Annotated in this window: 47 protein-coding genes; 40 read left to right on the forward strand and 7 right to left on the reverse strand. The window is 50.4% G+C overall.

Features of this window, described 5'->3' with window-relative positions:
- The 3 genes from HYQ67_RS22350 to bfr form a co-directional block, all read left to right on the forward strand.
- The coding region (locus HYQ67_RS22350) for an EF-Tu C-terminal domain-related protein (RefSeq protein ID WP_072269377.1) at nt 1-110 on the forward strand (110 nt) is incomplete at its 5' end.
- Between the two features lie 150 nt (nt 111-260).
- Nucleotides 261-455, forward strand: a complete 195-nt coding sequence (gene bfd / locus HYQ67_RS22355) for a bacterioferritin-associated ferredoxin (RefSeq protein ID WP_167615012.1) — start codon at nt 261-263, stop codon at nt 453-455.
- Between the two features lie 71 nt (nt 456-526).
- Nucleotides 527-997 (forward strand): bacterioferritin, encoded by a 471-nt coding sequence (bfr, locus tag HYQ67_RS22360; RefSeq protein ID WP_202308028.1) that lies wholly within the window; start codon nt 527-529, stop codon nt 995-997.
- Here bfr and HYQ67_RS22365 read toward each other — a convergent pair.
- The gene (locus tag HYQ67_RS22365; RefSeq protein ID WP_202308030.1) at nt 987-1499 is read right to left on the reverse strand and encodes a prepilin peptidase; all 513 of its coding nucleotides are present in this window, start codon (nt 1497-1499) and stop codon (nt 987-989) included. The genes bfr and HYQ67_RS22365 overlap by 11 nt on opposite strands.
- A gap of 379 nt (nt 1500-1878) precedes the next feature.
- Between HYQ67_RS22365 and rpsJ the strand changes: the two genes are divergently transcribed.
- From rpsJ to HYQ67_RS22520, 31 genes are all read left to right on the forward strand, one after another.
- Complete coding sequence (gene rpsJ / locus HYQ67_RS22370; protein ID WP_001181005.1) at nt 1879-2190, forward strand: 30S ribosomal protein S10; 312 nt, start codon at nt 1879-1881, stop codon at nt 2188-2190.
- A gap of 31 nt (nt 2191-2221) precedes the next feature.
- A complete protein-coding gene (gene rplC / locus HYQ67_RS22375) occupies nt 2222-2851 on the forward strand; it encodes a 50S ribosomal protein L3 (RefSeq protein WP_016538466.1) in 630 nt (209 codons plus the stop codon).
- A gap of 10 nt (nt 2852-2861) precedes the next feature.
- The gene (gene rplD, locus HYQ67_RS22380) at nt 2862-3467 is read left to right on the forward strand and encodes a 50S ribosomal protein L4 (RefSeq protein WP_202308032.1); all 606 of its coding nucleotides are present in this window, start codon (nt 2862-2864) and stop codon (nt 3465-3467) included.
- Entirely contained in the window at nt 3464-3766 is a 303-nt protein-coding gene (gene rplW / locus HYQ67_RS22385) for a 50S ribosomal protein L23 (protein WP_202308034.1), read from the forward strand. The genes rplD and rplW overlap by 4 nt, the downstream gene beginning before the upstream one ends.
- Nucleotides 3767-3783: 17 nt before the next feature.
- Nucleotides 3784-4605: a 50S ribosomal protein L2 gene (gene rplB / locus HYQ67_RS22390; RefSeq protein WP_049033778.1), complete on the forward strand. Its 822-nt coding sequence runs from the start codon at nt 3784-3786 to the stop codon at nt 4603-4605.
- A 16-nt stretch (nt 4606-4621) separates the two neighbouring features.
- Nucleotides 4622-4900, forward strand: coding sequence for a 30S ribosomal protein S19 (gene rpsS, locus HYQ67_RS22395; protein ID WP_001138115.1), 279 nt, complete (start codon nt 4622-4624; stop codon nt 4898-4900).
- A gap of 14 nt (nt 4901-4914) precedes the next feature.
- Nucleotides 4915-5247: a 50S ribosomal protein L22 gene (rplV, locus tag HYQ67_RS22400; protein ID WP_002919773.1), complete on the forward strand. Its 333-nt coding sequence runs from the start codon at nt 4915-4917 to the stop codon at nt 5245-5247.
- 17 nt (nt 5248-5264) lie between these two features.
- Entirely contained in the window at nt 5265-5966 is a 702-nt protein-coding gene (gene rpsC, locus HYQ67_RS22405; protein ID WP_202308035.1) for a 30S ribosomal protein S3, read from the forward strand.
- Between the two features lie 11 nt (nt 5967-5977).
- Nucleotides 5978-6388 (forward strand): 50S ribosomal protein L16, encoded by a 411-nt coding sequence (gene rplP / locus HYQ67_RS22410; protein ID WP_008927134.1) that lies wholly within the window; start codon nt 5978-5980, stop codon nt 6386-6388.
- Nucleotides 6388-6579, forward strand: coding sequence for a 50S ribosomal protein L29 (gene rpmC, locus HYQ67_RS22415; protein WP_008457158.1), 192 nt, complete (start codon nt 6388-6390; stop codon nt 6577-6579). The genes rplP and rpmC overlap by 1 nt, the downstream gene beginning before the upstream one ends.
- Nucleotides 6579-6833: a 30S ribosomal protein S17 gene (gene rpsQ, locus HYQ67_RS22420; protein WP_202308043.1), complete on the forward strand. Its 255-nt coding sequence runs from the start codon at nt 6579-6581 to the stop codon at nt 6831-6833. The genes rpmC and rpsQ overlap by 1 nt, the downstream gene beginning before the upstream one ends.
- Nucleotides 6834-6999: 166 nt before the next feature.
- Nucleotides 7000-7371 (forward strand): 50S ribosomal protein L14, encoded by a 372-nt coding sequence (rplN, locus tag HYQ67_RS22425; protein ID WP_002438705.1) that lies wholly within the window; start codon nt 7000-7002, stop codon nt 7369-7371.
- Nucleotides 7372-7381: 10 nt separating this feature from the next.
- Nucleotides 7382-7696, forward strand: coding sequence for a 50S ribosomal protein L24 (rplX, locus tag HYQ67_RS22430; RefSeq protein ID WP_041142967.1), 315 nt, complete (start codon nt 7382-7384; stop codon nt 7694-7696).
- A 14-nt stretch (nt 7697-7710) separates the two neighbouring features.
- On the forward strand, nt 7711-8250 hold the full coding sequence (gene rplE / locus HYQ67_RS22435) for a 50S ribosomal protein L5 (RefSeq protein WP_202308045.1): 540 nt from the start codon (nt 7711-7713) through the stop codon (nt 8248-8250).
- A gap of 13 nt (nt 8251-8263) precedes the next feature.
- Nucleotides 8264-8569 (forward strand): 30S ribosomal protein S14, encoded by a 306-nt coding sequence (gene rpsN, locus HYQ67_RS22440; protein WP_202308054.1) that lies wholly within the window; start codon nt 8264-8266, stop codon nt 8567-8569.
- A gap of 30 nt (nt 8570-8599) precedes the next feature.
- On the forward strand, nt 8600-8992 hold the full coding sequence (rpsH, locus tag HYQ67_RS22445; RefSeq protein WP_202308064.1) for a 30S ribosomal protein S8: 393 nt from the start codon (nt 8600-8602) through the stop codon (nt 8990-8992).
- 13 nt (nt 8993-9005) lie between these two features.
- The gene (gene rplF / locus HYQ67_RS22450; RefSeq protein WP_202308066.1) at nt 9006-9539 is read left to right on the forward strand and encodes a 50S ribosomal protein L6; all 534 of its coding nucleotides are present in this window, start codon (nt 9006-9008) and stop codon (nt 9537-9539) included.
- 9 nt (nt 9540-9548) lie between these two features.
- Nucleotides 9549-9902 carry a 50S ribosomal protein L18 gene (gene rplR, locus HYQ67_RS22455; protein WP_202308068.1) on the forward strand — a complete coding sequence of 118 codons (354 nt, stop codon included), beginning with the start codon at nt 9549-9551 and terminating at the stop codon, nt 9900-9902.
- A 14-nt stretch (nt 9903-9916) separates the two neighbouring features.
- Nucleotides 9917-10417, forward strand: a complete 501-nt coding sequence (gene rpsE, locus HYQ67_RS22460; RefSeq protein WP_121264447.1) for a 30S ribosomal protein S5 — start codon at nt 9917-9919, stop codon at nt 10415-10417.
- A 6-nt stretch (nt 10418-10423) separates the two neighbouring features.
- Nucleotides 10424-10603 (forward strand): 50S ribosomal protein L30, encoded by a 180-nt coding sequence (rpmD, locus tag HYQ67_RS22465; protein ID WP_202308070.1) that lies wholly within the window; start codon nt 10424-10426, stop codon nt 10601-10603.
- 3 nt (nt 10604-10606) lie between these two features.
- Complete coding sequence (gene rplO / locus HYQ67_RS22470) at nt 10607-11041, forward strand: 50S ribosomal protein L15 (RefSeq protein ID WP_202308072.1); 435 nt, start codon at nt 10607-10609, stop codon at nt 11039-11041.
- A gap of 7 nt (nt 11042-11048) precedes the next feature.
- On the forward strand, nt 11049-12380 hold the full coding sequence (secY, locus tag HYQ67_RS22475) for a preprotein translocase subunit SecY (RefSeq protein ID WP_202308074.1): 1332 nt from the start codon (nt 11049-11051) through the stop codon (nt 12378-12380).
- Nucleotides 12381-12410: 30 nt separating this feature from the next.
- Complete coding sequence (rpmJ, locus tag HYQ67_RS22480; protein ID WP_000868187.1) at nt 12411-12527, forward strand: 50S ribosomal protein L36; 117 nt, start codon at nt 12411-12413, stop codon at nt 12525-12527.
- 146 nt (nt 12528-12673) lie between these two features.
- On the forward strand, nt 12674-13030 hold the full coding sequence (rpsM, locus tag HYQ67_RS22485; protein ID WP_121264456.1) for a 30S ribosomal protein S13: 357 nt from the start codon (nt 12674-12676) through the stop codon (nt 13028-13030).
- A 16-nt stretch (nt 13031-13046) separates the two neighbouring features.
- On the forward strand, nt 13047-13436 hold the full coding sequence (gene rpsK, locus HYQ67_RS22490; RefSeq protein WP_004138423.1) for a 30S ribosomal protein S11: 390 nt from the start codon (nt 13047-13049) through the stop codon (nt 13434-13436).
- A gap of 34 nt (nt 13437-13470) precedes the next feature.
- The gene (gene rpsD, locus HYQ67_RS22495; RefSeq protein WP_202308084.1) at nt 13471-14091 is read left to right on the forward strand and encodes a 30S ribosomal protein S4; all 621 of its coding nucleotides are present in this window, start codon (nt 13471-13473) and stop codon (nt 14089-14091) included.
- 25 nt (nt 14092-14116) lie between these two features.
- Nucleotides 14117-15106, forward strand: coding sequence for a DNA-directed RNA polymerase subunit alpha (locus HYQ67_RS22500; RefSeq protein ID WP_002438685.1), 990 nt, complete (start codon nt 14117-14119; stop codon nt 15104-15106).
- A gap of 40 nt (nt 15107-15146) precedes the next feature.
- Nucleotides 15147-15533, forward strand: a complete 387-nt coding sequence (gene rplQ, locus HYQ67_RS22505; protein WP_202308086.1) for a 50S ribosomal protein L17 — start codon at nt 15147-15149, stop codon at nt 15531-15533.
- A gap of 114 nt (nt 15534-15647) precedes the next feature.
- Nucleotides 15648-16013: a DnaJ family domain-containing protein gene (locus HYQ67_RS22510; protein WP_202308088.1), complete on the forward strand. Its 366-nt coding sequence runs from the start codon at nt 15648-15650 to the stop codon at nt 16011-16013.
- Nucleotides 16014-16016: 3 nt separating this feature from the next.
- On the forward strand, nt 16017-16433 hold the full coding sequence (zntR, locus tag HYQ67_RS22515) for a Zn(2+)-responsive transcriptional regulator (protein ID WP_202308090.1): 417 nt from the start codon (nt 16017-16019) through the stop codon (nt 16431-16433).
- Between the two features lie 64 nt (nt 16434-16497).
- The gene (locus HYQ67_RS22520; protein WP_202308092.1) at nt 16498-16740 is read left to right on the forward strand and encodes an alternative ribosome-rescue factor A; all 243 of its coding nucleotides are present in this window, start codon (nt 16498-16500) and stop codon (nt 16738-16740) included.
- Here the strand turns inward: HYQ67_RS22520 and mscL are convergent.
- The 5 genes from mscL to def form a co-directional block, all read right to left on the reverse strand.
- On the reverse strand, nt 16715-17128 hold the full coding sequence (gene mscL, locus HYQ67_RS22525) for a large-conductance mechanosensitive channel protein MscL (protein ID WP_202308094.1): 414 nt from the start codon (nt 17126-17128) through the stop codon (nt 16715-16717). The genes HYQ67_RS22520 and mscL overlap by 26 nt on opposite strands.
- 158 nt (nt 17129-17286) lie before the next feature.
- The gene (gene trkA / locus HYQ67_RS22530; RefSeq protein WP_202308096.1) at nt 17287-18663 is read right to left on the reverse strand and encodes a Trk system potassium transporter TrkA; all 1377 of its coding nucleotides are present in this window, start codon (nt 18661-18663) and stop codon (nt 17287-17289) included.
- 49 nt (nt 18664-18712) lie between these two features.
- The gene (gene rsmB, locus HYQ67_RS22535) at nt 18713-20002 is read right to left on the reverse strand and encodes a 16S rRNA (cytosine(967)-C(5))-methyltransferase RsmB (RefSeq protein ID WP_202308098.1); all 1290 of its coding nucleotides are present in this window, start codon (nt 20000-20002) and stop codon (nt 18713-18715) included.
- Between the two features lie 72 nt (nt 20003-20074).
- A complete protein-coding gene (fmt, locus tag HYQ67_RS22540) occupies nt 20075-21022 on the reverse strand; it encodes a methionyl-tRNA formyltransferase (RefSeq protein WP_202308100.1) in 948 nt (315 codons plus the stop codon).
- Nucleotides 21023-21043: 21 nt separating this feature from the next.
- Nucleotides 21044-21553, reverse strand: coding sequence for a peptide deformylase (def, locus tag HYQ67_RS22545; RefSeq protein WP_202308102.1), 510 nt, complete (start codon nt 21551-21553; stop codon nt 21044-21046).
- A 128-nt stretch (nt 21554-21681) separates the two neighbouring features.
- On the opposite strand from def, the gene dprA reads away from it, so the two are divergent.
- Genes dprA through HYQ67_RS22575 form a run of 6 tightly spaced genes read left to right on the forward strand, consistent with a single transcriptional unit; the run spans nt 21682 to nt 25471 of the window.
- Complete coding sequence (gene dprA, locus HYQ67_RS22550) at nt 21682-22806, forward strand: DNA-protecting protein DprA (protein WP_202308104.1); 1125 nt, start codon at nt 21682-21684, stop codon at nt 22804-22806.
- Nucleotides 22778-23251: a DUF494 family protein Smg gene (gene smg / locus HYQ67_RS22555; RefSeq protein WP_202308106.1), complete on the forward strand. Its 474-nt coding sequence runs from the start codon at nt 22778-22780 to the stop codon at nt 23249-23251. The genes dprA and smg overlap by 29 nt, the downstream gene beginning before the upstream one ends.
- A gap of 23 nt (nt 23252-23274) precedes the next feature.
- Nucleotides 23275-23817 (forward strand): DNA topoisomerase family protein, encoded by a 543-nt coding sequence (locus HYQ67_RS22560; RefSeq protein WP_202308108.1) that lies wholly within the window; start codon nt 23275-23277, stop codon nt 23815-23817.
- A 4-nt stretch (nt 23818-23821) separates the two neighbouring features.
- A complete protein-coding gene (gene tsaC / locus HYQ67_RS22565) occupies nt 23822-24394 on the forward strand; it encodes an L-threonylcarbamoyladenylate synthase type 1 TsaC (RefSeq protein WP_202308117.1) in 573 nt (190 codons plus the stop codon).
- 4 nt (nt 24395-24398) lie between these two features.
- Entirely contained in the window at nt 24399-25217 is an 819-nt protein-coding gene (gene aroE, locus HYQ67_RS22570; RefSeq protein WP_202308124.1) for a shikimate dehydrogenase, read from the forward strand.
- Entirely contained in the window at nt 25214-25471 is a 258-nt protein-coding gene (locus tag HYQ67_RS22575; protein WP_202308120.1) for a DUF1488 family protein, read from the forward strand. Before aroE ends, HYQ67_RS22575 begins: the two co-directional genes overlap by 4 nt.
- On the opposite strand, the gene HYQ67_RS22580 is transcribed toward HYQ67_RS22575, so the two are convergent.
- The gene (locus HYQ67_RS22580) at nt 25447-26001 is read right to left on the reverse strand and encodes a gamma carbonic anhydrase family protein (protein WP_202308122.1); all 555 of its coding nucleotides are present in this window, start codon (nt 25999-26001) and stop codon (nt 25447-25449) included. The two genes, HYQ67_RS22575 and HYQ67_RS22580, sit on opposite strands and share 25 nt — an antisense overlap.
- Nucleotides 26002-26444: the final 443 nt, after the last annotated feature.

Consider the following 26444-nt stretch of genomic DNA (forward strand, 5'->3'; position numbering starts at 1 on the left):
TGGTTGTTACCCTGATCCACCCAATCGCAATGGACGACGGTCTGCGTTTCGCAATCCGTGAAGGCGGCCGTACTGTAGGCGCTGGTGTTGTTGCTAAAGTTATCGCTTAATCGCTGATACCTTTGTATAAAAAAGAGCGCTTCGGCGCTCTTTTTTTTTTACATTTTTTACCGCGGTTGGCTTGCACAGAGCATGCTTGTGCTATTGTAATCATAACTATTCTCATTTACACTTTGCACAGTATTTGAACGGGAGTGCTTATGTACGTTTGCTTGTGTAATGGTGTCAGTGATAAAAAAATTCGGCAGGCGGTGCGCCAGTTTCAGCCTCAATCTTTCCAGCAGCTCCGTAAGTTTATCCCCGTCGGGAACCAGTGCGGAAAATGCATCAGGGCAGCACGTGAGATCATGCAAGAAGAGTTGCTCCAGATCCCGGAATTCAAAGAGATCGCTTAAGCTCGTCACTTTTTTTTGACTTACTCCGAGCTACATCTACGCTTCATGTAGTGGAAGCGGAGGAAGTTAAAATGAAAGGTGATATTAAGATAATAAATTATCTCAATAAATTATTGGGAAACGAGCTTGTCGCGATCAATCAGTATTTTCTCCATGCGAGAATGTTCAAAAACTGGGGCCTGATGCGTCTCAACGAAGTTGAATACCATGAGTCCATCGATGAAATGAAACACGCCGATAAGTACATCGAGCGTATTCTGTTTCTTGAAGGCATTCCAAACCTGCAGGATTTAGGCAAACTCCATATCGGTGAAGATGTTGAAGAGATGCTTCAGTCAGATCTCAATCTCGAAATGGAAGGGGCTAAAGATCTGCGCGAAGCCATCGCTTATGCAGATACTATTCATGACTATGTCAGCCGCGACATGATGATTCAAATCCTCGCAGAGGAAGAGCATCACATCGACTGGCTGGAAACGGAACTGGATTTGATCTCGAAGATTGGCCTGCAGAACTATCTCCAGTCACAGATCAAAGAGTAAAGCTGAGATTATTCAGCATCAGTCCGTATTCGTTGAACCATCCTGTAACACCACCCGCTATCGCAAGACAAGGTCCAAACGGTAGTGGTGTGGTGGCTAAGCGTTGCTCTCCTCTTCTCAAGAGCCTGAGAAAAACTGCCAGCACGATGCCAATCACGGCAGAAGTCACTACCAACCCCGGCAAACTTTGCCATCCATGCCATGCGCCGAGTGCCGCAAGCAGCTTCATATCGCCATAGCCAATCCCTTCACTTCTCCGTACGAAGAAATAGAACCAGTATAAGAGCCACAAACTCATATATCCGGCAACGGCTCCCCAGACGGCTGATGACAAATGGTCAGGGAAAAGCAGCGCCTGATAAAGCAATCCGCTCCAGAGCAAGGGGTAGGTGAGATTGTCTGGTAAGAGCCGGGATTTGAAATCTATCCAACTGAGCCTTATCAGCAGGCCGCTATAAATCGCGATGAATATCAGGAGTGGGAGGGGAGGGGAGTTTGTCATGGGGGCCTCGCTGGCAAAGCCAGCACACTAACCTCCAGGGGATAAATCACAAAAACAGGGTTTTACGTTTTGAGGCTGCTCTTCCTGCCTATCTCCAGATGTTGCAAGCCGAAACAAGACATTCAGAAAGCGTTACGCACAGTTGTGAGAAAAGACTGTTTAATTCGTAAGCATGACTTGCTAAGTGGCCGGATTTACGTATAATGCGCGGGCCTGTCTTAATTGACTGGCTGGTTCGATAAGAACCCGGTAGTGCGGTTTGCTACCAACAATGTTCCCAATTGGGGAACTATGTATGAACGATTACACTCTCCCATCAATCGTAATGGGTTCGAGTAGTAATTTTTTTCGTCTATAAAATAATTGGAGCTCTGGTCTCATGCAGAACCAAAGAATCCGTATCCGCCTTAAAGCGTTTGATCATCGTCTGATCGATCAATCAACTGCGGAAATCGTCGAGACTGCTAAGCGCACTGGTGCGCAAGTCCGTGGTCCGATCCCGCTGCCGACCCGCAAAGAGCGCTTTACCGTTCTGATCTCTCCGCACGTCAACAAAGACGCGCGTGATCAGTACGAAATTCGCACTCATAAGCGTCTGGTTGACATCGTTGAGCCAACTGAGAAAACCGTTGATGCTCTGATGCGTCTGGATCTGGCTGCTGGTGTAGACGTGCAGATCAGCCTGGGTTAATCAGGTCATTGACGATTGAGAGGTTGAAACAATGATTGGTTTAGTCGGTAAAAAAGTGGGTATGACCCGTATCTTCACAGAAGACGGCGTTTCTATCCCTGTAACCGTAATTGAAGTTGAAGCAAACCGTGTTACTCAGGTTAAAGACCTGGCTAACGATGGCTACCGTGCTGTTCAAGTTACCACTGGCGCTAAAAAAGCTAACCGTGTAACTAAGCCGGAAGCTGGTCACTTCGCTAAAGCTGGCGTAGAAGCTGGCCGTGGTCTGTGGGAATTCCGTCTTGCTGAAGGCGAAGAGTTCACCGTAGGTCAGGACATTAGCGTTGAGCTGTTTGCTGAAGTCAAAAAAGTTGACGTAACTGGCACCTCTAAAGGTAAAGGTTTCGCAGGTACCGTTAAGCGCTGGAACTTCCGTACCCAGGACGCTACCCACGGTAACTCCTTGTCCCACCGCGTTCCGGGTTCTATCGGTCAGAACCAGACTCCGGGCAAAGTGTTCAAAGGCAAGAAAATGGCAGGCCAACTGGGCAACGAACGTGTAACCGTTCAGAGTCTGGATGTAGTACGCGTTGACGCTGAGCGCAACCTGCTGCTGGTTAAAGGTGCAGTTCCGGGCGCAACCGGTAGCGACCTTATTGTTAAACCAGCTGTGAAGGCGTGAGGAGATAGCAATGGAATTAGTATTGAAAGACGCGCAAAGCGCGCTGACTGTTTCCGAAACTACCTTCGGTCGTGATTTCAACGAAGCGCTGGTACACCAGGTTGTAGTTGCTTATGCAGCTGGTGCCCGTCAAGGTACTCGTGCTCAGAAGACCCGTGCTGAAGTAACTGGTTCCGGTAAAAAGCCGTGGCGCCAGAAAGGTACCGGCCGTGCGCGTTCAGGTTCTGTTAAGAGCCCGATCTGGCGTTCCGGTGGCGTAACCTTCGCTGCTCGCCCGCAGGACCACAGTCAAAAAGTTAACAAAAAGATGTACCGCGGAGCGCTGAAAAGCATTCTGTCCGAACTGGTACGTCAGGATCGTCTGATCGTTGTCGAACAGTTCTCTGTTGAAGCGCCTAAAACTAAGCTGCTTGCTCAGAAACTGAAAGACATGGCCCTGGAAGATGTGCTGATCGTAACCGGCGAACTGGATGAGAATCTGTTCCTGGCTGCGCGTAACCTGCATAAGGTTGACGTGCGCGATGTAGCAGCTATCGACCCAGTTAGCCTGATCGCCTTCGACAAAGTCGTTATGACTGCGGAAGCAGTTAAGCAAGTTGAGGAGATGCTGGCATGATCCGTGAAGAACGTCTGCTGAAAGTACTGCGCGCGCCGCACGTATCTGAAAAAGCATCCATGGCGATGGAAAAAACCAACACCATCGTTCTCAAAGTTGCTAAAGACGCGACCAAAGCAGAGATCGTTGCTGCTGTTGAGAAACTGTTCGAAGTAGAAGTTGAAGGCGTAAATACTCTTGTTGTTAAAGGCAAGACAAAGCGTCACGGACAGCGTATTGGTCGTCGTAGCGACTGGAAAAAAGCTTACGTCACCCTGAAGGAAGGCCAGAATCTGGACTTCGTCGGCGGCGCTGAGTAAGTCGGAGGAGAAAGACAATGGCAGTTGTTAAATGTAAACCGACATCTCCGGGTCGTCGCCACGTAGTTAAAGTGGTTAACCCTGAGCTGCATAAGGGCAAACCGTTTGCTCCGCTGGTTGAAAAAAACAGCAAATCCGGTGGCCGTAACAACAATGGTCGTATCACTACTCGTCACATCGGTGGTGGTCACAAGCAGGCTTATCGTATTGTTGACTTCAAACGCAACAAAGACGGTATCCCGGCAGTTGTTGAGCGTCTTGAGTACGATCCGAACCGTTCTGCGAATATCGCACTGGTTCTGTACAAAGATGGCGAACGCCGTTACATCCTGGCCCCTAAAGGCCTGAAAGCTGGCGACCAGATTCAATCTGGCGTTGATGCTGCAATCAAAGCAGGTAACACCCTGCCGATGCGCAATATCCCGGTTGGTTCTACCGTTCATAACGTAGAAATGAAACCAGGTAAAGGCGGTCAGCTGGCACGTTCCGCAGGTACCTATGTGCAGATCGTTGCACGTGATGGTGCTTACGTTACCCTGCGTCTGCGTTCTGGTGAAATGCGTAAAGTCGAAGCTGACTGCCGCGCAACACTGGGCGAAGTCGGCAACGCTGAGCATATGCTTCGCGTTCTGGGTAAAGCAGGTGCCGCACGCTGGCGTGGTGTTCGTCCTACCGTTCGCGGTACTGCGATGAACCCAGTCGATCACCCACATGGTGGTGGTGAAGGTCGTAACTTTGGTAAGCACCCGGTATCTCCGTGGGGCGTTCAGACCAAAGGTAAGAAGACCCGCAGCAACAAGCGTACTGATAAATTTATCGTACGTCGCCGTAGCAAATAATTTTAGAGGATAAGCCATGCCACGTTCTCTCAAGAAAGGTCCTTTTATTGACCTGCACTTGCTGAAGAAGGTAGAGAAAGCGGTGGAAAGCGGTGACAAGAAGCCCCTGCGCACTTGGTCCCGTCGTTCAACGATCTTTCCTAACATGATCGGTTTGACCATCGCTGTCCATAATGGTCGTCAGCACGTTCCAGTTTTCGTTTCCGATGAAATGGTCGGTCACAAACTGGGTGAATTCGCACCGACTCGTACTTATCGCGGCCACGCTGCTGATAAAAAAGCGAAGAAGAAATAAGGTAGGAGGAAGAGATGGAAACTTTAGCTCAACATCGCCATGCTCGTTCTTCTGCTCAGAAGGTTCGCCTTGTTGCTGACCTGATTCGCGGTAAGAAAGTGTCGCAGGCTCTGGATATTCTGACCTACACCAATAAGAAAGCGGCTGTATTGGTTAAGAAAGTACTGGAATCTGCCATTGCTAACGCTGAACACAACGATGGCGCTGACATTGACGATCTGAAAGTCGCGAAAATCTTCGTAGACGAAGGCCCTAGCATGAAGCGCATTATGCCTCGTGCAAAAGGTCGTGCAGATCGCATCCTGAAGCGCACCAGCCACATTACTGTGGTTGTGTCCGATCGCTGAGACTCTGGAGACTAGCAATGGGTCAGAAAGTACATCCTAATGGTATTCGCCTGGGTATTGTAAAACCTTGGAACTCTACTTGGTTTGCGAACACCAAAGAATTCGCTGACAACCTGGACAGCGATTTTAAAGTTCGTCAGTACCTGACTAAGGAACTGGCGAAGGCGTCTGTATCTCGTATCGTTATCGAGCGTCCAGCTAAGAGCATCCGTGTGACTATTCACACTGCTCGCCCTGGCATCGTTATCGGTAAGAAAGGCGAAGACGTAGAAAAACTGCGTAAGTACGTAGCGGATATCGCTGGCGTTCCTGCACAGATCAATATCGCCGAAGTGCGTAAGCCTGAACTGGACGCAAAATTGGTTGCTGACAGCATCACTTCACAGCTGGAACGTCGCGTTATGTTCCGTCGTGCTATGAAGCGTGCGGTACAGAATGCCATGCGTCTGGGCGCTAAAGGTATCAAAGTTGAAGTTAGTGGTCGTCTGGGCGGTGCCGAGATCGCACGTACCGAATGGTACCGTGAAGGTCGCGTGCCATTGCACACTCTGCGTGCTGACATCGACTATAACACCTCTGAAGCGCACACCACTTATGGTGTAATCGGCGTTAAAGTGTGGATCTTCAAAGGTGAGATCCTGGGTGGGATGGCTGCTGTTGAACAACCGGAAAAACCGGCTGCTCAACCTAAAAAGCAGCAGCGTAAAGGCCGTAAGTAAGGAGAGTCGCTGTGTTACAACCAAAGCGTACAAAATTCCGTAAAGTGCACAAAGGCCGCAACCGTGGTCTGGCTGCAGGAACGGATGTTAGCTTCGGCACTTTCGGTCTGAAAGCTGTTGGCCGTGGTCGTCTGACTGCACGTCAGATCGAAGCAGCACGTCGTGCAATGACCCGTGCAGTTAAGCGTCAAGGTAAAATCTGGATCCGTGTGTTCCCAGACAAACCTATTACTGAAAAGCCGCTTGAAGTGCGTATGGGTAAAGGTAAAGGTAACGTGGAGTATTGGGTTGCCTTGATCCAGCCAGGTAAAGTCCTGTACGAAATGGACGGTGTACCTGAAGAGCTGGCCCGTGAAGCCTTCAAGCTGGCAGCAGCGAAACTGCCGATTAAAACCACCTTTGTAACTAAGACGGTGATGTAATGAAAGCAAAAGAGCTGCGTGAAAAGAGTGTTGAAGAGCTGAACACCGAGCTGCTGAACCTGCTACGCGAGCAGTTCAACCTGCGTATGCAAGCTGCAAGTGGCCAGCTGCAACAGACTCACCTGCTGAAGCAAGTGCGTCGTGATGTTGCGCGTGTTAAGACTTTATTGACTCAGAAGGCGGGTGCGTAATGACCGATAAAATCCGTACTCTGCAAGGTCGCGTTGTCAGCGATAAAATGGAGAAATCCATTGTTGTTGCCATCGAACGTTTCGTGAAGCACCCGATCTACGGGAAATTCATCAAGCGTACGACCAAACTGCACGTACATGACGAGAACAACGAATGTGGTATCGGTGACGTGGTTGAAATCCGCGAATGCCGTCCACTGTCCAAGAATAAATCCTGGACACTTGTTCGCGTTGTAGAGAAAGCTGTTCTGTAATACAGTACGCGTTCTCAAACTAATAAACGGCTCAGTAGTGGGCCGTTTATTTTTTCTACCCATATCCTGGAACCGGTGTTATAATGCCGCGCCCTCGTTTATGGGGCTTTTTAACGACCTAATACTTAGGTCCCGAAGTAGTAGTTGACATTAGCGGAGCACTGAAATGATCCAAGAACAGACTATGCTGACGGTAGCCGACAACTCCGGCGCGCGTCGCGTAATGTGTATCAAGGTTCTGGGTGGCTCGCACCGTCGCTACGCAGGCGTCGGCGACATCATCAAAATTACCATCAAGGAAGCAATTCCTCGCGGTAAGGTGAAGAAAGGCGATGTCCTGAAAGCGGTAGTGGTGCGCACCAGGAAGGGTGTTCGTCGCCCGGACGGTTCTGTCATTCGCTTCGATGGTAATGCATGCGTTATTTTAAACAATAACAGCGAGCAGCCAATCGGCACGCGTATTTTTGGGCCGGTAACTCGTGAACTGCGTAATGAGAAGTTCATGAAAATTATCTCTCTGGCACCAGAAGTACTCTAAGGAGCGAATCATGGCAGCTAAAATCCGTCGTGATGACGAAGTTATCGTGTTAACCGGTAAAGATAAAGGTAAGCGCGGTAAAGTTAAGAATGTCTTGTCTTCCGGCAAGCTCATCGTTGAAGGTATCAACCTGGTTAAGAAACATCAGAAGCCGGTTCCGGCCCTGAACCAACCAGGTGGCATCGTTGAAAAAGAAGCTGCAATTCAGGTTTCTAACGTTGCTCTCTTCAATGCGGCAACCGGCAAGGCTGACCGTGTAGGCTTTAGATTCGAAGACGGCAAAAAAGTCCGTTTCTTCAAGTCTAACAGCGAAACTATCAAGTAATTTGGAGTAGTACGATGGCGAAACTGCATGATTACTACAAAGACGAAGTAGTTAAAAAACTCATGACTGAGTTTAGCTACAATTCTGTCATGCAAGTCCCTCGGGTCGAGAAGATCACCCTGAATATGGGTGTTGGTGAAGCGATCGCTGACAAGAAACTGCTGGATAACGCAGCAGCTGATCTGACAGCAATCTCCGGTCAAAAGCCGTTGATCACCAAAGCACGCAAATCTGTTGCAGGCTTCAAAATCCGTCAGGGCTATCCGATCGGCTGTAAAGTAACTCTGCGTGGCGAACGCATGTGGGAGTTTCTTGAGCGCCTGATCACCATTGCTGTACCGCGTATCCGTGACTTCCGTGGCTTGTCCGCTAAGTCATTCGATGGCCGTGGTAACTACAGCATGGGTGTCCGTGAGCAGATCATCTTCCCAGAAATCGACTATGACAAAGTCGATCGCGTTCGTGGTTTGGATATTACCATTACCACTACTGCGAAATCTGATGATGAAGGCCGTGCTCTGCTGGCTGCCTTTAACTTCCCATTCCGCAAGTAAGGTAGGGTTACTAATGGCTAAGCAATCCATGAAAGCACGCGAAGTCGTTCGCGTAAAACTGGCTGACAAGTACCGCGCTAAGCGTGAGGAATTGAAAGCTATCATCTCTGGTGTGAACTCATCCGACGAAGACCGTTGGAATGCTGTTCTTAAGCTACAGTCTCTGCCGCGTGATTCCAGCCCGTCCCGTCAGCGTAAACGCTGCCGCCAAACTGGCCGTCCACATGGTTATGTGGGCAAATTCGGGTTGAGCCGTATTAAGCTTCGTGAAGCCGCAATGCGCGGTGAAGTACCTGGCTTGAAAAAGGCTAGCTGGTAATATCCAATTGAATCACGGGAGTAAAGACAGATGAGCATGCAAGATCCGATCGCGGATATGCTGACCCGTATCCGTAACGGTCAATCCGCGAATAAAGTTGCGGTCACCATGCCTTCCTCCAAGCTGAAATTGGCAATTGCCAACGTGCTGAAAGAAGAAGGCTATATCGAAGATTTTAAAATTGAAGGCGACACTAAGCCTGAACTGGAACTTACTCTTAAGTATTTCCAGGGCAAGGCTGTGGTAGAGAGCATTCAGCGAGTCAGCCGCCCAGGTCTGCGCATCTATAAGAAAAAAGATGAGCTGCCTAAAGTTATGGCCGGTATGGGTATTGCTGTCGTTTCTACCTCTAAAGGTGTTATGACTGATCGTGCAGCGCGCCAGGCTGGTCTTGGTGGCGAAATTATCTGCTACGTAGCCTAATTGGAGGAATAAAATGTCTCGTGTTGCTAAAGCACCGGTCGTTATTCCTGCTGGCGTAGAGGTAAAACTCAACGGTCAGGTTATTTCGATCAAAGGTAAGAACGGCGAGCTGACTCGTACTATCAACGATGCTGTTGAAATTAAACACGCTGAAAATGCACTGACTTTCGCTCCGCGCGAAGGTTTTGCAAACGCGTGGGCCCAGGCGGGTACCACTCGTGCGTTGTTGAATGCAATGGTTATCGGTGTTACCGAAGGCTTCACTAAGAAGCTGCAGCTGGTTGGTGTAGGTTATCGTGCGGCTGTTAAAGGCGACGTGGTGAATTTAGCCCTGGGCTTCTCTCACCCTGTTGAGCATAAGCTGCCTGCGGGTATCACTGCTGAGTGTCCAACTCAAACTGAAATCGTGCTGAAAGGCGCTGATAAGCAGGCGATTGGCCAAGTAGCTGCTGACCTGCGTGCCTACCGTCGTCCTGAGCCATATAAAGGCAAGGGTGTTCGTTACGCCGACGAAGTCGTGCGTACCAAAGAGGCTAAGAAGAAGTAAGGTAACACTATGGATAAGAAATCTGCTCGTATCCGTCGTGCGACCCGCGCACGTCACAAGCTTAAAGAACTGGGTGCGACTCGTCTGGTGGTACATCGTACCCCGCGTCATATTTACGCACAGGTTATCGCACCAAACGGTTCAGAAGTCCTGGTAGCTGCATCTACTGTAGAAAAAGCTATCACTGAGCAATTGAAGTACACTGGAAACAAAGACGCCGCTGCAGCTGTGGGTAAAGCTGTTGCAGAGCGCGCACTGGAAAAAGGCATCACTGTTGTTGCTTTTGACCGTGCTGGTTTCCAATATCATGGTCGTGTCCAGGCACTGGCAGATGCTGCCCGTGATGCTGGCCTTCAGTTCTAAGGTAGAGGTGTAAGATGGCTCACATCGAAAAACAAGCTGGCGAACTGCAGGAAAAGCTGATCGCGGTAAATCGCGTATCTAAAACCGTTAAAGGTGGTCGTATTTTCTCCTTCACTGCTCTGACAGTGGTTGGTGATGGTAACGGTCGCATCGGTTTTGGTTACGGTAAAGCGCGTGAAGTTCCAGCAGCGATCCAGAAAGCGATGGAAAAAGCCCGTCGCAACATGATTAACGTCGCGCTGAACCACGGCACCCTGCAGCACCCTGTTAAAGGTGTGCACACAGGTTCTCGTGTGTTCATGCAGCCGGCTTCCGAAGGTACCGGTATTATCGCCGGTGGTGCAATGCGCGCCGTCCTGGAAGTCGCTGGAGTTCATAACGTTCTGGCTAAAGCATATGGTTCCACTAACCCGATTAACGTGGTTCGTGCAACTATTGATGGCCTGGCGAATATGAAATCTCCGGAAATGGTCGCTGCCAAGCGTGGTAAATCCGTTGAAGAAATTCTGGGGTAATTGACCATGGCAAAGACTATTAAAATTACACAAACCCGCAGTGCAATCGGTCGTCTGCCTAAGCACAAGGCAACGCTGCTTGGCCTGGGTCTGCGTCGTATTGGCCACACTGTAGAGCGCGAAGATACTGCTGCTGTACGTGGTATGGTCAACGCGGTTTCCTACATGGTTAAAGTTGAGGAGTAAGAGATGCGTTTAAATACTCTGTCTCCGGCCGAAGGGTCTAAGCACGCTTCCAAGCGTCTGGGTCGCGGTATCGGTTCTGGCCTCGGTAAAACCGGCGGTCGTGGTCACAAAGGTCAGAACTCTCGTTCTGGCGGTGGCGTACGTCGTGGGTTCGAAGGTGGTCAGATGCCGTTGTATCGTCGTCTGCCGAAATTCGGTTTCACCTCTCGCAAAGCAATGATCACCGCAGAGATTCGTCTGTCTGATCTGGCGAAAGTTGAAGGCGACGTAGTTGACCTGAACACGCTGAAAGCAGCTAACATTATCGGTATTCAGATTGAGTTCGCGAAAGTGATCCTCTCTGGCGAGGTAACTCGTCCGGTAACGATTAACGGCCTGCGTGTCACTAAAGGCGCTCGTGCTGCTATCGAAGCTGCTGGCGGTAAAATCGAGGAATAAGTAGCAGATGGCAAAGCAACCGGGATTAGATTTTCAAAGTGCTAAAGGTGGGCTTGGCGAGCTGAAACGCAGACTGATGTTTGTTATCGGTGCGCTCATTGTGTTCCGCATTGGCTCTTTTATTCCGATCCCTGGTATTGATGCCGCTGTACTTGCCAAACTGCTTGAACAACAGCGAGGCACCATCATTGAAATGTTTAACATGTTCTCTGGTGGTGCTCTCAGCCGTGCTTCAATCTTTGCATTGGGTATCATGCCGTATATTTCGGCATCGATTATTATCCAGCTGCTGACGGTGGTTCATCCAGCGTTAGCAGAGTTAAAGAAAGAAGGGGAGTCTGGTCGTCGTAAGATCAGCCAGTACACCCGCTACGGTACTCTGGTGTTGGCCGTATTCCAGTCGATCGGTATTGCTACCGGTCTGCCGAATATGCCTGGTATGCAAGGCTTGGTGTTAAACCCAAGCTTTGCGTTCTATTTCACCGCTGTTGTGAGTCTGGTCACCGGGACAATGTTCCTGATGTGGCTTGGCGAGCAAATTACTGAGCGTGGTATCGGTAACGGTATCTCAATCATAATTTTCGCTGGTATCGTTGCGGGTCTACCGCCGGCCATTGGCCATACTATCGAACAAGCACGGCAAGGCGACCTGCACTTCCTCCTGTTGCTGTTGGTTGCAGTATTAGTATTCGCAGTGACCTTCTTCGTTGTCTTTGTTGAACGTGGTCAACGCCGCATTGTGGTGAACTACGCAAAACGTCAACAAGGTCGCCGGGTCTATGCTGCGCAGAGCACACATTTACCGTTGAAAGTGAATATGGCAGGGGTTATCCCGGCTATTTTTGCTTCCAGCATTATTCTGTTCCCTGCAACCATCGCGTCATGGTTCGGGGGCGGTACCGGTTGGAACTGGCTGACAACAATTTCGCTGTATTTGCAGCCTGGGCAACCGCTTTATGTGTTACTCTATGCGTCTGCAATCATCTTCTTCTGTTTCTTCTATACGGCGTTGGTTTTCAACCCTCGTGAAACAGCAGATAACCTGAAGAAGTCCGGTGCATTTGTACCAGGAATTCGTCCGGGAGAACAAACGGCGAAGTATATTGATAAAGTAATGACCCGCCTGACTTTGGTTGGTGCACTGTACATTACCTTTATCTGCCTAATCCCGGAGTTCATGCGTGATGCGATGAAAGTGCCGTTCTACTTCGGTGGGACCTCACTGCTTATTGTCGTCGTGGTTATCATGGACTTTATGGCTCAAGTGCAAACTCTGATGATGTCTAGTCAGTATGAGTCTGCATTGAAGAAAGCGAACCTGAAAGGCTACGGCCGTTAATTGTCGCTTGAGAAGTTACGGAGAGTAAAAATGAAAGTTCGTGCTTCCGTCAAGAAATTATGTCGTAACTGCAAAATCGTTAAGCGTGACGGTGTTATTCGCGTGATTTGCAGTGCCGAACCGAAGCATAAACAGCGTCAAGGCTGATTATCTCGCATATTTTTCTTGCAAAGTTGGGTTGAGCTGGCTAGATTAGCCAGCCAATCTTTTGTATGTCTATGCGTTTCCATTTGAGTATCCTGAAAACGGGCTTTTCGGTATGGAACGCATAATCTAAATAGTAGGAGTGCATAGTGGCCCGTATAGCAGGCATTAACATTCCTGATCAGAAACATGCCGTAATCGCATTGACTTCGATTTACGGTGTCGGCAAGACTCGCTCCAAGGCCATTTGTGCCTCTGCGGGTATCGCTGAAGATGTGAAGATCAGTGAGCTGTCTGAAGAACAAATCGACACGCTGCGTGACGAAGTTGCCAAATTTGTCGTTGAAGGTGATCTGCGCCGTGAAGTTAGCATGAGCATCAAGCGTCTGATGGACCTTGGTTGCTATCGCGGTTTGCGTCATCGTCGTGGTCTTCCAGTACGCGGTCAGCGTACCAAGACCAACGCCCGTACCCGTAAGGGTCCGCGCAAACCGATCAAGAAATAATCGGGGTGATTGAATAATGGCAAAGGCACCAGTTCGTGCACGTAAGCGTGTAAGAAAACAAGTCTCTGACGGCGTGGCTCATGTCCATGCTTCTTTCAACAACACAATCGTTACTATTACCGATCGTCAGGGTAACGCTTTGGGTTGGGCAACTGCCGGTGGTTCCGGTTTCCGTGGTTCTCGCAAATCAACTCCGTTCGCAGCTCAGGTTGCAGCAGAGCGTTGCGCAGAAGCCGTGAAAGAATACGGTATCAAGAACCTGGAAGTTATGGTTAAGGGACCGGGTCCAGGTCGCGAATCTACTATTCGTGCTCTGAACGCCGCTGGTTTCCGCATCACTAATATTACTGATGTGACTCCGATCCCTCACAACGGTTGTCGTCCGCCGAAAAAACGTCGCGTATAACGCCCCGTTTTTTTAGGTTTGTTGGAGAAAGAAAATGGCAAGATATTTGGGTCCTAAGCTCAAGCTGAGCCGTCGTGAGGGCACCGACTTATTCCTTAAGTCTGGCGTTCGCGCGATCGATACCAAGTGTAAAATTGAACAAGCTCCTGGCCAGCACGGTGCGCGTAAACCGCGTCTGTCTGACTATGGTGTGCAGTTGCGTGAAAAGCAAAAAGTTCGCCGTATCTACGGTGTGCTGGAGCGTCAGTTCCGTAACTACTATAAAGAAGCAGCTCGTCTGAAAGGCAACACCGGTGAAAACCTGTTGGCTCTGCTGGAAGGTCGTCTGGACAACGTTGTTTACCGTATGGGCTTTGGCGCCACTCGTGCAGAAGCACGTCAGCTGGTTAGCCACAAGTCAGTAATGGTAAACGGTCGCGTTGTTAACATCGCTTCTTATCAGGTAACTCCGAATGACGTAGTCAGCATCCGTGAGAAAGCCAAAAAGCAATCTCGCGTGAAGGCCGCTCTGGAGCTGGCTGAGCAGCGTGAAAAGCCAACCTGGCTGGAAGTTGATGCTGCCAAGATGGAAGGTGTGTTCAAGCGTAAGCCTGAGCGTACTGATCTGTCCGCGGACATTAACGAACACCTGATCGTCGAGCTTTACTCCAAGTAAAGCTTAGTACCAAAGAGAGGACACAATGCAGGGTTCTGTGACAGAGTTTCTAAAACCGCGCCTGGTAGATATCGAGCAAGTGAGTTCGACGCACGCCAAGGTGACCCTTGAGCCTTTAGAGCGTGGCTTTGGCCATACTCTCGGTAACGCGCTGCGCCGTATTCTGCTTTCTTCGATGCCGGGTTGCGCGGTGACCGAGGTTGAGATTGATGGTGTACTACATGAGTACAGCACCAAAGAAGGCGTTCAGGAAGATATCCTGGAGATCCTGCTCAACCTGAAAGGGCTGGCGGTGAGAGTTCAAGGTAAAGATGAAGTTATTCTTACCCTGAACAAGTCTGGCATTGGCCCTGTGACTGCAGCCGACATCACACATGATGGTGATGTCGAAATCGTCAAGCCTCAGCATGTGATCTGCCACCTGACCGATGAAAATGCATCTATTAGCATGCGTATCAAAGTTCAGCGTGGTCGTGGTTATGTGCCGGCCTCTGCCCGAATTCATTCGGAAGAAGATGAGCGCCCAATCGGCCGTCTGTTAGTCGACGCCTGTTACAGCCCTGTAGAGCGTATTGCCTACAATGTTGAAGCAGCGCGCGTAGAACAGCGTACCGACCTGGACAAGCTGGTCATCGAAATGGAAACCAATGGCACAATCGATCCTGAAGAGGCGATTCGTCGTGCGGCGACCATCCTGGCAGAACAACTTGAAGCTTTCGTTGACTTACGTGATGTTCGTCAGCCGGAAGTTAAAGAAGAGAAACCAGAATTCGATCCGATCTTGCTGCGCCCTGTTGACGATCTGGAATTGACTGTCCGCTCTGCTAACTGCCTTAAGGCAGAAGCTATCCACTATATCGGTGATCTGGTACAGCGTACCGAGGTTGAGCTTCTTAAGACGCCTAACCTTGGTAAAAAATCTCTTACAGAGATTAAAGACGTGCTGGCTTCCCGTGGACTGTCTCTGGGCATGCGCCTGGAAAACTGGCCACCGGCAAGCATCGCTGACGAGTAACCGGATCACAGGTTAAGGTTTTACTGAGAAGGATAAGGTCATGCGCCATCGTAAGAGTGGTCGTCAACTGAACCGCAACAGCAGCCATCGCCAGGCTATGTTCCGCAACATGGCAGGTTCACTGGTTCGTCATGAGATCATCAAGACGACCCTGCCTAAAGCGAAAGAGCTGCGTCGCGTAGTTGAGCCGCTGATTACTCTTGCCAAGACTGATAGCGTTGCTAATCGTCGTCTGGCATTCGCCCGCACTCGTGATAACGAGATCGTGGCAAAACTGTTTAATGAACTGGGTCCGCGTTTTGCAGCGCGTACTGGTGGTTACACTCGTATTCTTAAGTGTGGCTTCCGTGCTGGTGATAACGCTCCGATGGCTTACATCGAGCTGGTTGACCGCGCCGAGACTCAAACAGAAGCTGCTGCAGAGTAATCTGCAGTAACATGAAAAAACCGGGCTTGCCCGGTTTTTTTATATCTGTCATTTCCCATCCTACGCTGTTCCGGCGTATCCTTTCTTCAAAGCCATCCTGATGATTGAACATATATGTGGTTACTCGATCAGTGGGCAGAACGTCATATTGTTGATGCCCAACGTAAAGGTGAGTTTGAAGATCTGCCTGGTGCGGGTCAACCGCTAGTGCTGGATGACGACTCCCATATCCCGGCGGAATTACGCGCGGCCTTCCGGCTGCTGAAGAATGCTGGTTGTTTGCCGCCCGAACTTCAACAGCGCAAAGAGGCTGTCGAACTCAATGATTTGCTCAAATCTATCAATCAGGAGCATCCTGATTATCAGACTATCAGCAAGAAACTGATGCTACTCGAACTGAAGCTAAAGCAGGCAGGTCTGAGTACCGAATTCTTACGCGGTGAATACGCCGTAAAATTACTGAACAAGGTTGAGGAGTGAGGGATGTATCGCATTGGAGAGCTGGCCAGACTGGCTGACGTAACCCCTGACACCATTCGCTACTATGAAAAGCAGCAAATGATGGAGCATGAAATCAGAACGGAAGGGGGATTTCGGCTTTACAGCGAAACAGATTTGCAGCGCCTTAAGTTTATTCGTTATGCCAAACAGCTTGGGTTCACCCTTGAGACGATACGTGAGTTGTTATCGATCCGCGTCGATCCTGAACATCATACCTGTCAGGAATCAAAAGGGATCGTGCAGAGCCGTTTGAAAGAAGTGGAATCAAAGATTAGCGAGCTTGAACATATGCGTAAATCATTACAGCGACTCAATGATGCCTGTTGTGGCACTGCGCACAGCAGCGTTTACTGCTCGATTCTTGAAGCCCTTGAACAAGGGGCCAGCACCACGAAATAGCGCTTGCAGGTTGTCTGGCGCAGGCATAAAATTGCGCCGTTAAATTAACCATACTGGAGTTTTTATGAGCAAGTATCAGCACAAGAAAGGGGTTATCAAAGATAATGCCATCGAGGCTTTATTACACGACCCACTTTTTCGACAAAGAGTTGAGCAGAACAAGAAAGGGAAAGGAAGTTATCAGCGTAACGCGAAACATGGTAGACGGGGTAACTGGGAGGCCAGTGGCAAACAAGCAAATCGCTTTTTTACCACTGGCCTTCCTCTTTCAGAAATGGCTATCAGATTCGCTCGTTCTGCTGCTTAAGCAGGTCGCGAATTTCGCTGAGCAGCACTTCCTCTTTGCTCGGCGCCGGTGGTGCCGCAGGCTCTTCAACTTTCTTACGATTAAGTTTATTGATCACTTTAATCGCCATGAAGATGGCGAAAGCCACGATCACAAAATCAAAGATATTCTGGATAAACACACCGTAATGCATCACAACAGCCGGGATATCCCCTGCCGCGGGTCTTAACGTTAAAGCGAACTGCTTGAAATCCACTCCGCCAATCAGCAATCCAAGCGGCGGCATAATAATGTCCGCGACCAGTGAAGAAACGATTTTCCCGAATGCTGCACCAATAATCACACCCACTGCCAAATCTACAACGTTTCCGCGCATTGCAAATTCGCGGAATTCTTTTAACATGCTCATTTTTCTCTCCTTGTACCGGCTGACGTTAATAAGTCTAACAAATGATGACCCGATTGCCATAACGCAAGGAAATAAGAATCCTTCGCTAATCCCTTAATTTAAGAGTGGTTTATCGACTGCAGGTTACAAGCGGACAGCCTCAAGGCTGCCCGCATGGCTTACAGGAAGAATGGACTTGGCTGGAAAAGACGCTCGACATCACTGACAAATTTCTTATCAGTGAGGAACATAATCACGTGGTCGCCTTGCTCAATGCGGAGATTGTCGTTAGCTATCATGACGTCGTTACCACGTACGACGGCACCTATTATGGTGCCAGGCGGCAGCTTAATATCATCGATAACACGACCGACAACGCGTGAAGTACTTTCATCACCGTGCGCGACGGCTTCGATTGCTTCCGCTACGCCGCGACGAAGTGAAGATACGCCGACAATATCCGCTTTACGCACATGTCCAAGAAGGGCCGAAATGGTCGCCTGCTGAGGAGATATCGCAATATCTATGACGCTGCCCTGAACAAGATCGACGTATGCGCGACGCTGGATCAGCACCATGACTTTCTTCGCGCCCATCCGCTTGGCCAGCATGGCAGACATGATGTTTGCTTCGTCATCGTTGGTGACGGCAATGAACAAATCTACCTGTTCAATGTGCTCTTCCGCCAGCAGCTCCTGGTCCGATGCATCGCCGTAGAAGACGATGGTGTTTTGCAGCATCTCCGCCAGTTCCGCAGCGCGTTGCGGATCGCGTTCAATAAGTTTAACGCTGTAATCTTTTTCAAGGCGCTGCGCCAGGCCAGCACCGATGTTACCGCCACCAACCAGCATAATGCGCTTGTAGGGTTTTTCGAGGCGCTGAAGCTCACTCATTACCGCTCGAATATTTTGCGAGGCCGCTATGAAGAACACTTCGTCGCCGGCTTCGACAATGGTCGAACCTTGAGGGCGGATAGGGTGGTCGTGGCGGAAAATAGCCGCAACCCGCGTTTCAATATGCGGCATATGCTCGCGCATTGTTGAAAGCGCATTGCCAATCAGCGGGCCACCATAGTAAGCCTTCACGACTGCGAGACTCACTTTGCCTTCAGCAAAGTTCACTACCTGCAGCGCACCCGGATACTCAATCAGGCGATAGATACTGTCGATAACCAGTTGCTCAGGGGCAATCAGGTGATCAATAGGCACCGCTTCTGCGTTGAACAGGCGTTCAGCATCGCGCACGTAATCTGGCGCACGGATACGCGCAATTCTGTTCGGCGTATTAAACAGCGAATATGCAACCTGGCAGGCAATCATGTTGGTTTCGTCAGAGCTGGTGACGGCCACAAGCATGTCCGCGTCATCCGCTCCTGCCTCACGCAAAACGCGTGGATGTGATCCATGTCCCTGAACGACGCGCAGGTCAAATTTATCCTGCAGGCTGCGCAAGCGGTCCTGATTCGTGTCGACAACGGTAATATCGTTGTTCTCTCCGACCAGGTTTTCTGCAAGGGTGCCACCAACCTGGCCCGCACCCAGAATAATTATTTTCATGTTTTATAGCTTCATTATTGATGAAACTGACGACTCAGTCATACCGGAGTCACTGTTTGATAAGCTTAGCGTAAAAGAATCCATCGCCCTCAAGCTCCGCTGGAAGATTCTGAATGCCTGGTAAATCTGGCGTTCCTGTTTCCACTAGCTGTGCTTCCGGATGACGAGCCAGGAACCCGGCAACCTGCTGGCTGTTTTCTTCTGGCAGTATTGAGCAGGTTGCATAAAGCAGCGTGCCCCCTGATTTCAGATGTGGCCAGATAGCTTCAAGGATCTCTTTTTGCAACTCTGCCAGCTCCGCTATATCACGATCGCGTCGTAGCCACTTAATGTCCGGATGTCGGCGGACGACGCCGGTCGCGGAGCACGGAGCATCAAGCAGAATTCTGTCAAACTGCTGCTTACCACACCACTGCGAAGGAAAACGGCCATCCCCTTGTTTCACTTCGGCATCCATACCCAGGCGCTGTAAGTTTTCATAAACACGTTTAAGACGCATTGGGTCAACGTCTACTGCCATGACTTTTGCTGTCGGTGCTGCTTCAAGGATGTGTGTGGTTTTACCACCAGGGGCTGCGCACAAATCCAGGATCGTCTCACCTTCGCGCGGATCAAGCAGATCAACGCAGCCCTGAGCTGAAGCATCCTGAACGGTTACCCATCCTTGTTCGAAGCCCGGTAAAGCATGAACGGCTGTTGGGGTATCCAGACGCACCGCATCACGATACTGAGGATGCGGATATCCTTCCAGCCCAGCTTCCTCTAACAGCTTAAGCCATTCGTCACGCGTATGATGCTGGCGGTTCACTCGTAGCCACATTGGTGGGCGTTGGTTATTGCCCTCAACGATACTCTGCCACTGATTTGGATAAGCTTTTTTGATACGTTGCAGCAGCCAGGCTGGGTGAAGGAAGCGGCTTTCGTGCTTTGCTGCTTCCGCCATCAGCTCTTCCTGTTGGCGCTGGAACTGGCGTAACACACCGTTAATCAGCCCTTTTAAAGACTGACGTTTTATTGCAACGGCACCTTCTACAGTTTCCGCAAGCGCAGCATGGGCGGGGATACGGGTATAAAGCAGCTGATAAAAACCTACCATGATCAGGTAATGGATTGTGCGCTGCTTCCCGGTCATTGGACGGGACATCAGCTTGCTCACCAGCCATTCTAACTGCGGTAACGTGCGCAGCACGCCAAAGCACAGCTCCTGAAGTAGCGCTTTGTCTTTATCAGAGACTTTTTGCTGCATCGATGGCAGCACATTGCTCAGCGATTGCCCTTTCTCGACGACCTGTTCAATAGTCTGGGCTGCCAGACTGCGAAGATTTAACGATTTTTTCATAACCACGCTCTGTTTTCCGGCGCTTAAAAACAAAAATGCCCGGGCTCACCCGGGCGTAGTAGTGTTATTTGCTCAGGCGAGTATTACGCCGGGTTCGAACCACTCACGACGTGAATTCAGCAAATCCTGTGCTTTCATTGCTTTTTTACCTGCAGGCTGCAGCTCTTCGAGGTTCAAAATACCCTCGGCAGTCGCGACCTGAATCCCCTGCTTAGTGGCTTCCAGGATGGTGCCGGGTTTAGCATTCGTAGGCTTAGCAATGGCCGTGGCACGCCACACCTTTACCGGCTGTTCGTCAATCTCCAGCCAGCTCATTGGCCACGGGTTAAAGGCGCGAATGCAGCGCTCAAGCTGAACTGCTGAAAGCGACCAGTCCATACGAGCTTCTTCTTTGCTTAGCTTCTCGGCATAGGTGACCTGCGACTCATCCTGAACCTCAGGTTCAGCCGTGCCCGAAGCCAGCTGGCCTAACGTTTCCAGCAGGCCCTGTGGGCCGAGGTCGGCAAGCTTGTCGTAAAGCGATGCGCTGGTATCTTCCGGGGTAATGTCGCAGGCAAGCTTAAACAGCATGTCGCCGGTATCCAGGCCAACATCCATTTGCATGATGGTCACGCCAGTTTGAGCGTCGCCCGCCCACAAAGAGCGTTGGATTGGAGCCGCCCCACGCCAGCGTGGCAGTAATGAACCATGCACGTTGATGCAGCCTAAGCGTGGCATATCGAGCACGGCTTTAGGCAGGATTAACCCATAGGCAACTACGACCATGACATCTGCGTTCAGGTCAGAAATCAGCTGCTGATTTTCAGCCGGACGTAATGACGCAGGCTGGAATACAGGGATCTCTTTTTCGCAGGCCAGCACCTTGACCGGGCTCGGCATCAGTTTCTTACCACGGCCGGCAGGACGGTCTGGCTGAGTGAAAACGCCGACGACCTGATGCCCAGACGACAACAGCGCGTCTAAATGACGCGCTGCAAAGTCGGGGGTGCCAGCGAAAATAATACGCAGTGAATCAGACACGTTATTCCCTTTCGTAACGGATTAAGCGCTCTTGTTTAAACGCGCCATTTTTTCCAGCTTCTGACGAATGCGCTGACGCTTCATCGGCGAGAGGTAATCGACAAACAGTTTACCTACCAGGTGATCCATTTCATGCTGAATACAGATAGCCAGCAGGCCATCCGCTTCTAATTCGTAGGACTTACCTTCACGGTCAAGCGCACGGATTTTTACCGTTTCCGCACGCGGCACCAAAGCACGCTGTTCCGGAATAGACAGACAACCTTCTTCAATACCCGTTTCGCCGCTTTTTTCCAGCAGTTCCGGGTTGATAAGTACCAGGCGTTCGTCACGGTTTTCCGACACATCAATGACAATGATGCGCTGATGGATATCGACCTGTGTTGCCGCAAGGCCAATGCCTTCTTCGGCGTACATTGTCTCGAACATGTCGTCAACAATACGCTGAATTTCAGCATTCACCTCTTTGACCGGAGACGCCACAGTGCGAAGGCGCTCGTCCGGAAAATGTAATACTTGTAAAACTGACATATTTATCCAGAGCTGTGTTCAATTGATAGAAGGATTCTTCTCTCTATTCTAGACAAAACCCCCTTTGATTGACAGCATCAGTGACCAATCGCAAGGATTGCTTTTATGGCTTATGGCAGGGGGAAACTGTGTTATCTACGGAGATTTGGTTACGCCTTATGGCGGTGAGTAACCTGAGCGGCGATAAGATGCTGGAAATAGCTCAATTATTGCAAACGGATATTGGGTCGTTCTCTGTTTTACTGGAAAAAACAGGATTAAGTCCCCGGCAAATTGCTCAGTTTGGCGCTGTTAACAAGAGCAATCTTGAGGCGTCTTATCGCTGGCTTGAACAATCCGATCGTTATCTTCTCACCGCAGACAGCCTCAGATATCCGGAACAACTTCGTGCGCTTGAAGATTATCCAGCGGCATTGTTTGTTGCCGGGAATATCTCGTTACTCTCCAGTACCCAGCTAGCTGTTGTGGGGAGCCGCAACTTATCACTTTACGGTGAGAGATGGTGTCGTCTGTTTTGCGAACCATTGGCTCTTGCCGGGCTGACAATTACCAGCGGATTAGCACTGGGCATCGACGGAGTTGCCCATCGGGCAGCGGTCCAGGCGCAGGGTAAAACTATTGCCGTGCTGGGCAATGGTCTCTATGACATCTACCCCAAACGCCATAAGCAACTTGCACAGAGCATTCTTGATGCAGGAGGTACGCTGGTTTCTGAGTTTCCGTTAGCCACCACACCCTGGCCCGCAAACTTTCCTCGTCGCAACCGCATTATTAGCGGCTTGAGCCGTGCCGTGTTGGTTGTGGAGGCCTCTGAGCGCAGCGGTTCGTTAGTCACCGCGAAATTAGCCGTGGAACAAGGAAGAGAGGTCTTTGCGCTGCCGGGGCCCATTGGTAGTCCTGGCAGTGAAGGGCCGCACTGGCTGATAAAGCAGGGAGCTACGCTGGTCAGTCATCCCGCCGATATCCTTGATTATCTGGAAAGCGAATTGCAATGGCTGCCCTCACCGCACAAAACCTCAATATATTCACACAATGAAGAGGGAGACACATTGCCATTTCCCGAGCTGTTGGCTAACGTAGGAGATGAGGTTACACCTGTTGACGTCGTCGCTGAACGTGCCGGCCAACCTGTGCCAGAGACGGTAGCCCAACTGCTCGAACTGGAGTTAGCAGGATGGATCGCAGCTGTACCCGGCGGCTATGTCCGATTGAGGAGGGCATGCCATGTTCGACGTACTAATGTACTTATTTGAAACCTACATCCATAACGAAGCTGAAATGCGCGTAGATCAGGACAAACTGACTCGCGATCTCACCGATGCCGGTTTTGATCGCGAAGACATTTACAACGCGTTGGTATGGCTTGAAAAGCTGGCTGATTATCAGGAAGGGCTCACCGAGCCGATGCAATTGGCCGCCGATCCACTTTCCATGCGAGTCTACACGGAAGAAGAAAGCATGCGTCTGGATGCCAGCTGCCGGGGATTCTTACTTTTCCTTGAGCAGATTCAGGTGCTAAACCTCGAAACACGTGAAATGGTTATTGAACGCGTGTTGGCGCTGGATACCGCTGAATTTGAGTTAGAAGACTTAAAATGGGTGGTATTGATGGTGCTGTTCAACATTCCGGGATGCGAAAATGCCTATGAACAGATGGAAGAATTACTCTTCGAAGTAAATGACGGTATGCTGCATTAAATTTATATGCGGCATGAGAAGCTATGACCAAATCAGCACTGTTCGCGGTGTCTAAAAATGAACCCTGCCCCCAATGTGGGGCAGAGTTAGTGATTCGTTCTGGTAAACACGGCCCTTTTTTGGGCTGTTCCCATTACCCGGAATGCGATTATGTGCGCCCTCTTAAAGGCCAGGCCGATGGCCACGTTGTTAAAGCGCTGGAAGGGCAGGCGTGTCCTGAATGCCAGGCAACGCTTGTATTACGTCAGGGCCGGTTCGGCATGTTTATCGGTTGCAGCAACTATCCCGAATGCGAACATACTGAAGTGATCGACAAGCCCGATGAGACGGCAATCACCTGCCCGCAATGTCAGCAGGGGCAGCTGGTGCAACGTCGCTCGCGCTACGGCAAAACTTTCTGGTCTTGCGATCGCTACCCAGAATGCCAGTTCGTCATCAACTTCAAACCCATCGCTGGGGTTTGTCCTGAATGCCACTATCCGTTATTAATAGAAAAGAAAACGGCTCAGGGCGTCAAATGTCTTTGTGCCAGTAAACAATGTGGAAAGCCGGTTACGGCGGAATAAGATTGTGAATAATAACCTGCAACAAGAGCCCATCGCTGAGATCGTCGCGGCTCTGAAAAATAATAATGTCATCGCTTATCCAACAGAGGCTGTTTTTGGCGTCGGTTGCGATCCTGACAGCGAGCTGGCGGTTTCCCGTCTGCTCGCTTTAAAACAACGCCCCGTTGATAAAGGTTTGATTCTCATTGCGGCGGATTTTGAACAACTAAAACCTTATGTGGATGAGCAGGCGTTAACCGCAGCGCAGCGTGAAGCGGTTTTCTCTCGCTGGCCCGGGCCGGTAACGTTTGTCTTCCCGGCTTTGCCCTCAACGCCACGCTGGCTGACGGGTAGGTTTGATTCGTTAGCCGTCCGGGTTACTGACCATCCGCTGGTTAAAGCACTCTGCCTTGAATATGGCAAACCGCTGGTTTCAACTAGCGCCAATCTGACTGGCTTACCGCCATGCCGCACCGCCGAAGAAGTGTTGCAGCAGTTCGGTACCGATTTCCCTGTTTTACGTGGTGAGACCGGTGGCCGCCAGAACCCTTCTGAAATCCGCGATGCCTTAACCGGCGAACTCTTCCGCCAGGGGTAAAATGATGGACACCTTTGCCGTTTTCGGTAATCCGATTCAACACAGCAAATCACCGCAGATCCACAAGCTTTTTGCTGAACAGCTGAATATCGAGCATCCGTATGGTCGTATCCTTGCTCCACTGGATGCCTTCATAGAGACGCTGGAAGCTTTCTTTGCCGCTGGTGGTAAAGGTGCCAACGTCACGATGCCGTTTAAAGAGCTGGCGTTTGCCCGAGCAGACGAGCTCACGGAACGCGCCGCGCTTGCCGGTGCGGTGAATACTTTGAAGCGTCTGGATGATGGCCGACTGGTGGGTGATAACACCGATGGCATTGGCCTGTTGAGCGATCTTGAGCGTTTGTCGCTGGTTAAACCAGGCGATCGTGTTCTTCTTTTAGGGGCTGGTGGAGCGGCCAGAGGCGTATTGCTTCCTCTGCTGTCTCTTGACTGCGCCGTCACCATCACCAACCGTACATTTTCCCGGGCGGAAGAGCTGGCAACGCTGTTCAGCCATACCGGGAGCGTTCAGGCCATTGAACAACAGCAGCTGGCTGGCCATGAGTTTGATTTGATCATCAACGCAACCTCCAGCGGTGTCGGTGGCGAAGTTCCGGGTATCCCAGTTTCTTTGCTTTCACATAACGTTCGCTGCTACGACATGTTTTATCAAAAGGGACTAACGCCGTTCCTGAGCTGGAGTATTGAACACGGCGTACAACATTATGCAGATGGGTTAGGAATGCTGGTGGGGCAGGCCGCGCATGCTTTCTTATTATGGCATGGCGTACTCCCGGCAATCACACCGGTAATTGAACTGCTTCATCAGGAAATGGGCGAATGAACCAGCCGATCCAGTTTCCGGATCGTGAAGAGTGGGACGTGCAACGCTGCGCGATCTGCTTCCCGGCGTTGGTTAATGGTTTTCAGGTTAACTGCGCTATCGCCGGGGAAACTGTCGCCAGCCGGTTTGGTGGCGACGGTGTAGAGCAGTGGCTGGCTTCTTTCCGCCTCCATCGTTGGGACTTAGAAGAGGAAGTGCAGGATCTGATCCACGATGAGCAAGAGGACGATCAGGGCTGGTACTGGCTGTCCTGATCCAGATACTCATCTTTCCAGCGCACATAGTTATTAGCGGAGTACTTCAGGCCTTCAAGCTCCGCCTCCGTTAATGGACGCACCTGCTTCACCGGACTCCCCAGATATAAGAACCCACTTTCCAGACGTTTGTTTTGTGGTACCAGGCTACCGGCACCGATCATGACGTCATCCTCTACTATCACGCCATCCAGCAAAATCGATCCCATCCCCACCAGAACGCGATCGCCTATCGTACAGCCATGCAGCATCACTTTATGCCCGACGGTAACATCCTCCCCCACGATCAGCGGATTACCTTCAGGCTTATAGGAAGACTTATGTGTGACATGCAGGACGCTACCGTCCTGAATATTGCTGCGAGCGCCTATGGCAACATGGTTTACATCACCGCGAATGGCAACTAACGGCCAGACGCTGACGTCGTCACCCAGCGTGACATCACCTATTACCACGCTAGAAGGATCCAGCATGACCCGTTGGCCTGTTTTTGGAGAGATTTTATAGAAGGGGCGTAATACTGCGGACATAGCGACCTCTGGAAATTCATTTCGTAGACCAACTCTGGCTGCTTTTATGAGCATTGGCAAGCGGGTAAACCATCATAAAGAGAGGCGATCGCACAGGATCTCAGCGAAAAGGGTGAAAACTAAACACTCAGAAGAAAAGATCGAAAAAACACTTGTGCAATAAATCGGGATCCCTATAATGCGCCTCCATCGACACGGAACATGTGAATCACTTCACAAACGGCCGGCTCGGTGAAGAGAAAAAATCCTGAAATAATGGGTTGACTCTGAAAGAGGAAAGCGTAATATACGCCACCTCGAGTTAGCAAGCGAAAGCGCGTAACTCACTGCTCTTTAACAATTTATCAGACAATCTGTGTGGGCACTCGCAGGATTGATATCTCAAGCATCTTCGGATGCAAAAAAATATCAAGTCTTGAAGAGTGACCAGGCAGTAATTCATT

It is taken from the genome of Dryocola clanedunensis subsp. sulfonylureivorans (assembly GCF_016756775.1).
Lineage (GTDB): Bacteria > Pseudomonadota > Gammaproteobacteria > Enterobacterales > Enterobacteriaceae > Dryocola > Dryocola clanedunensis.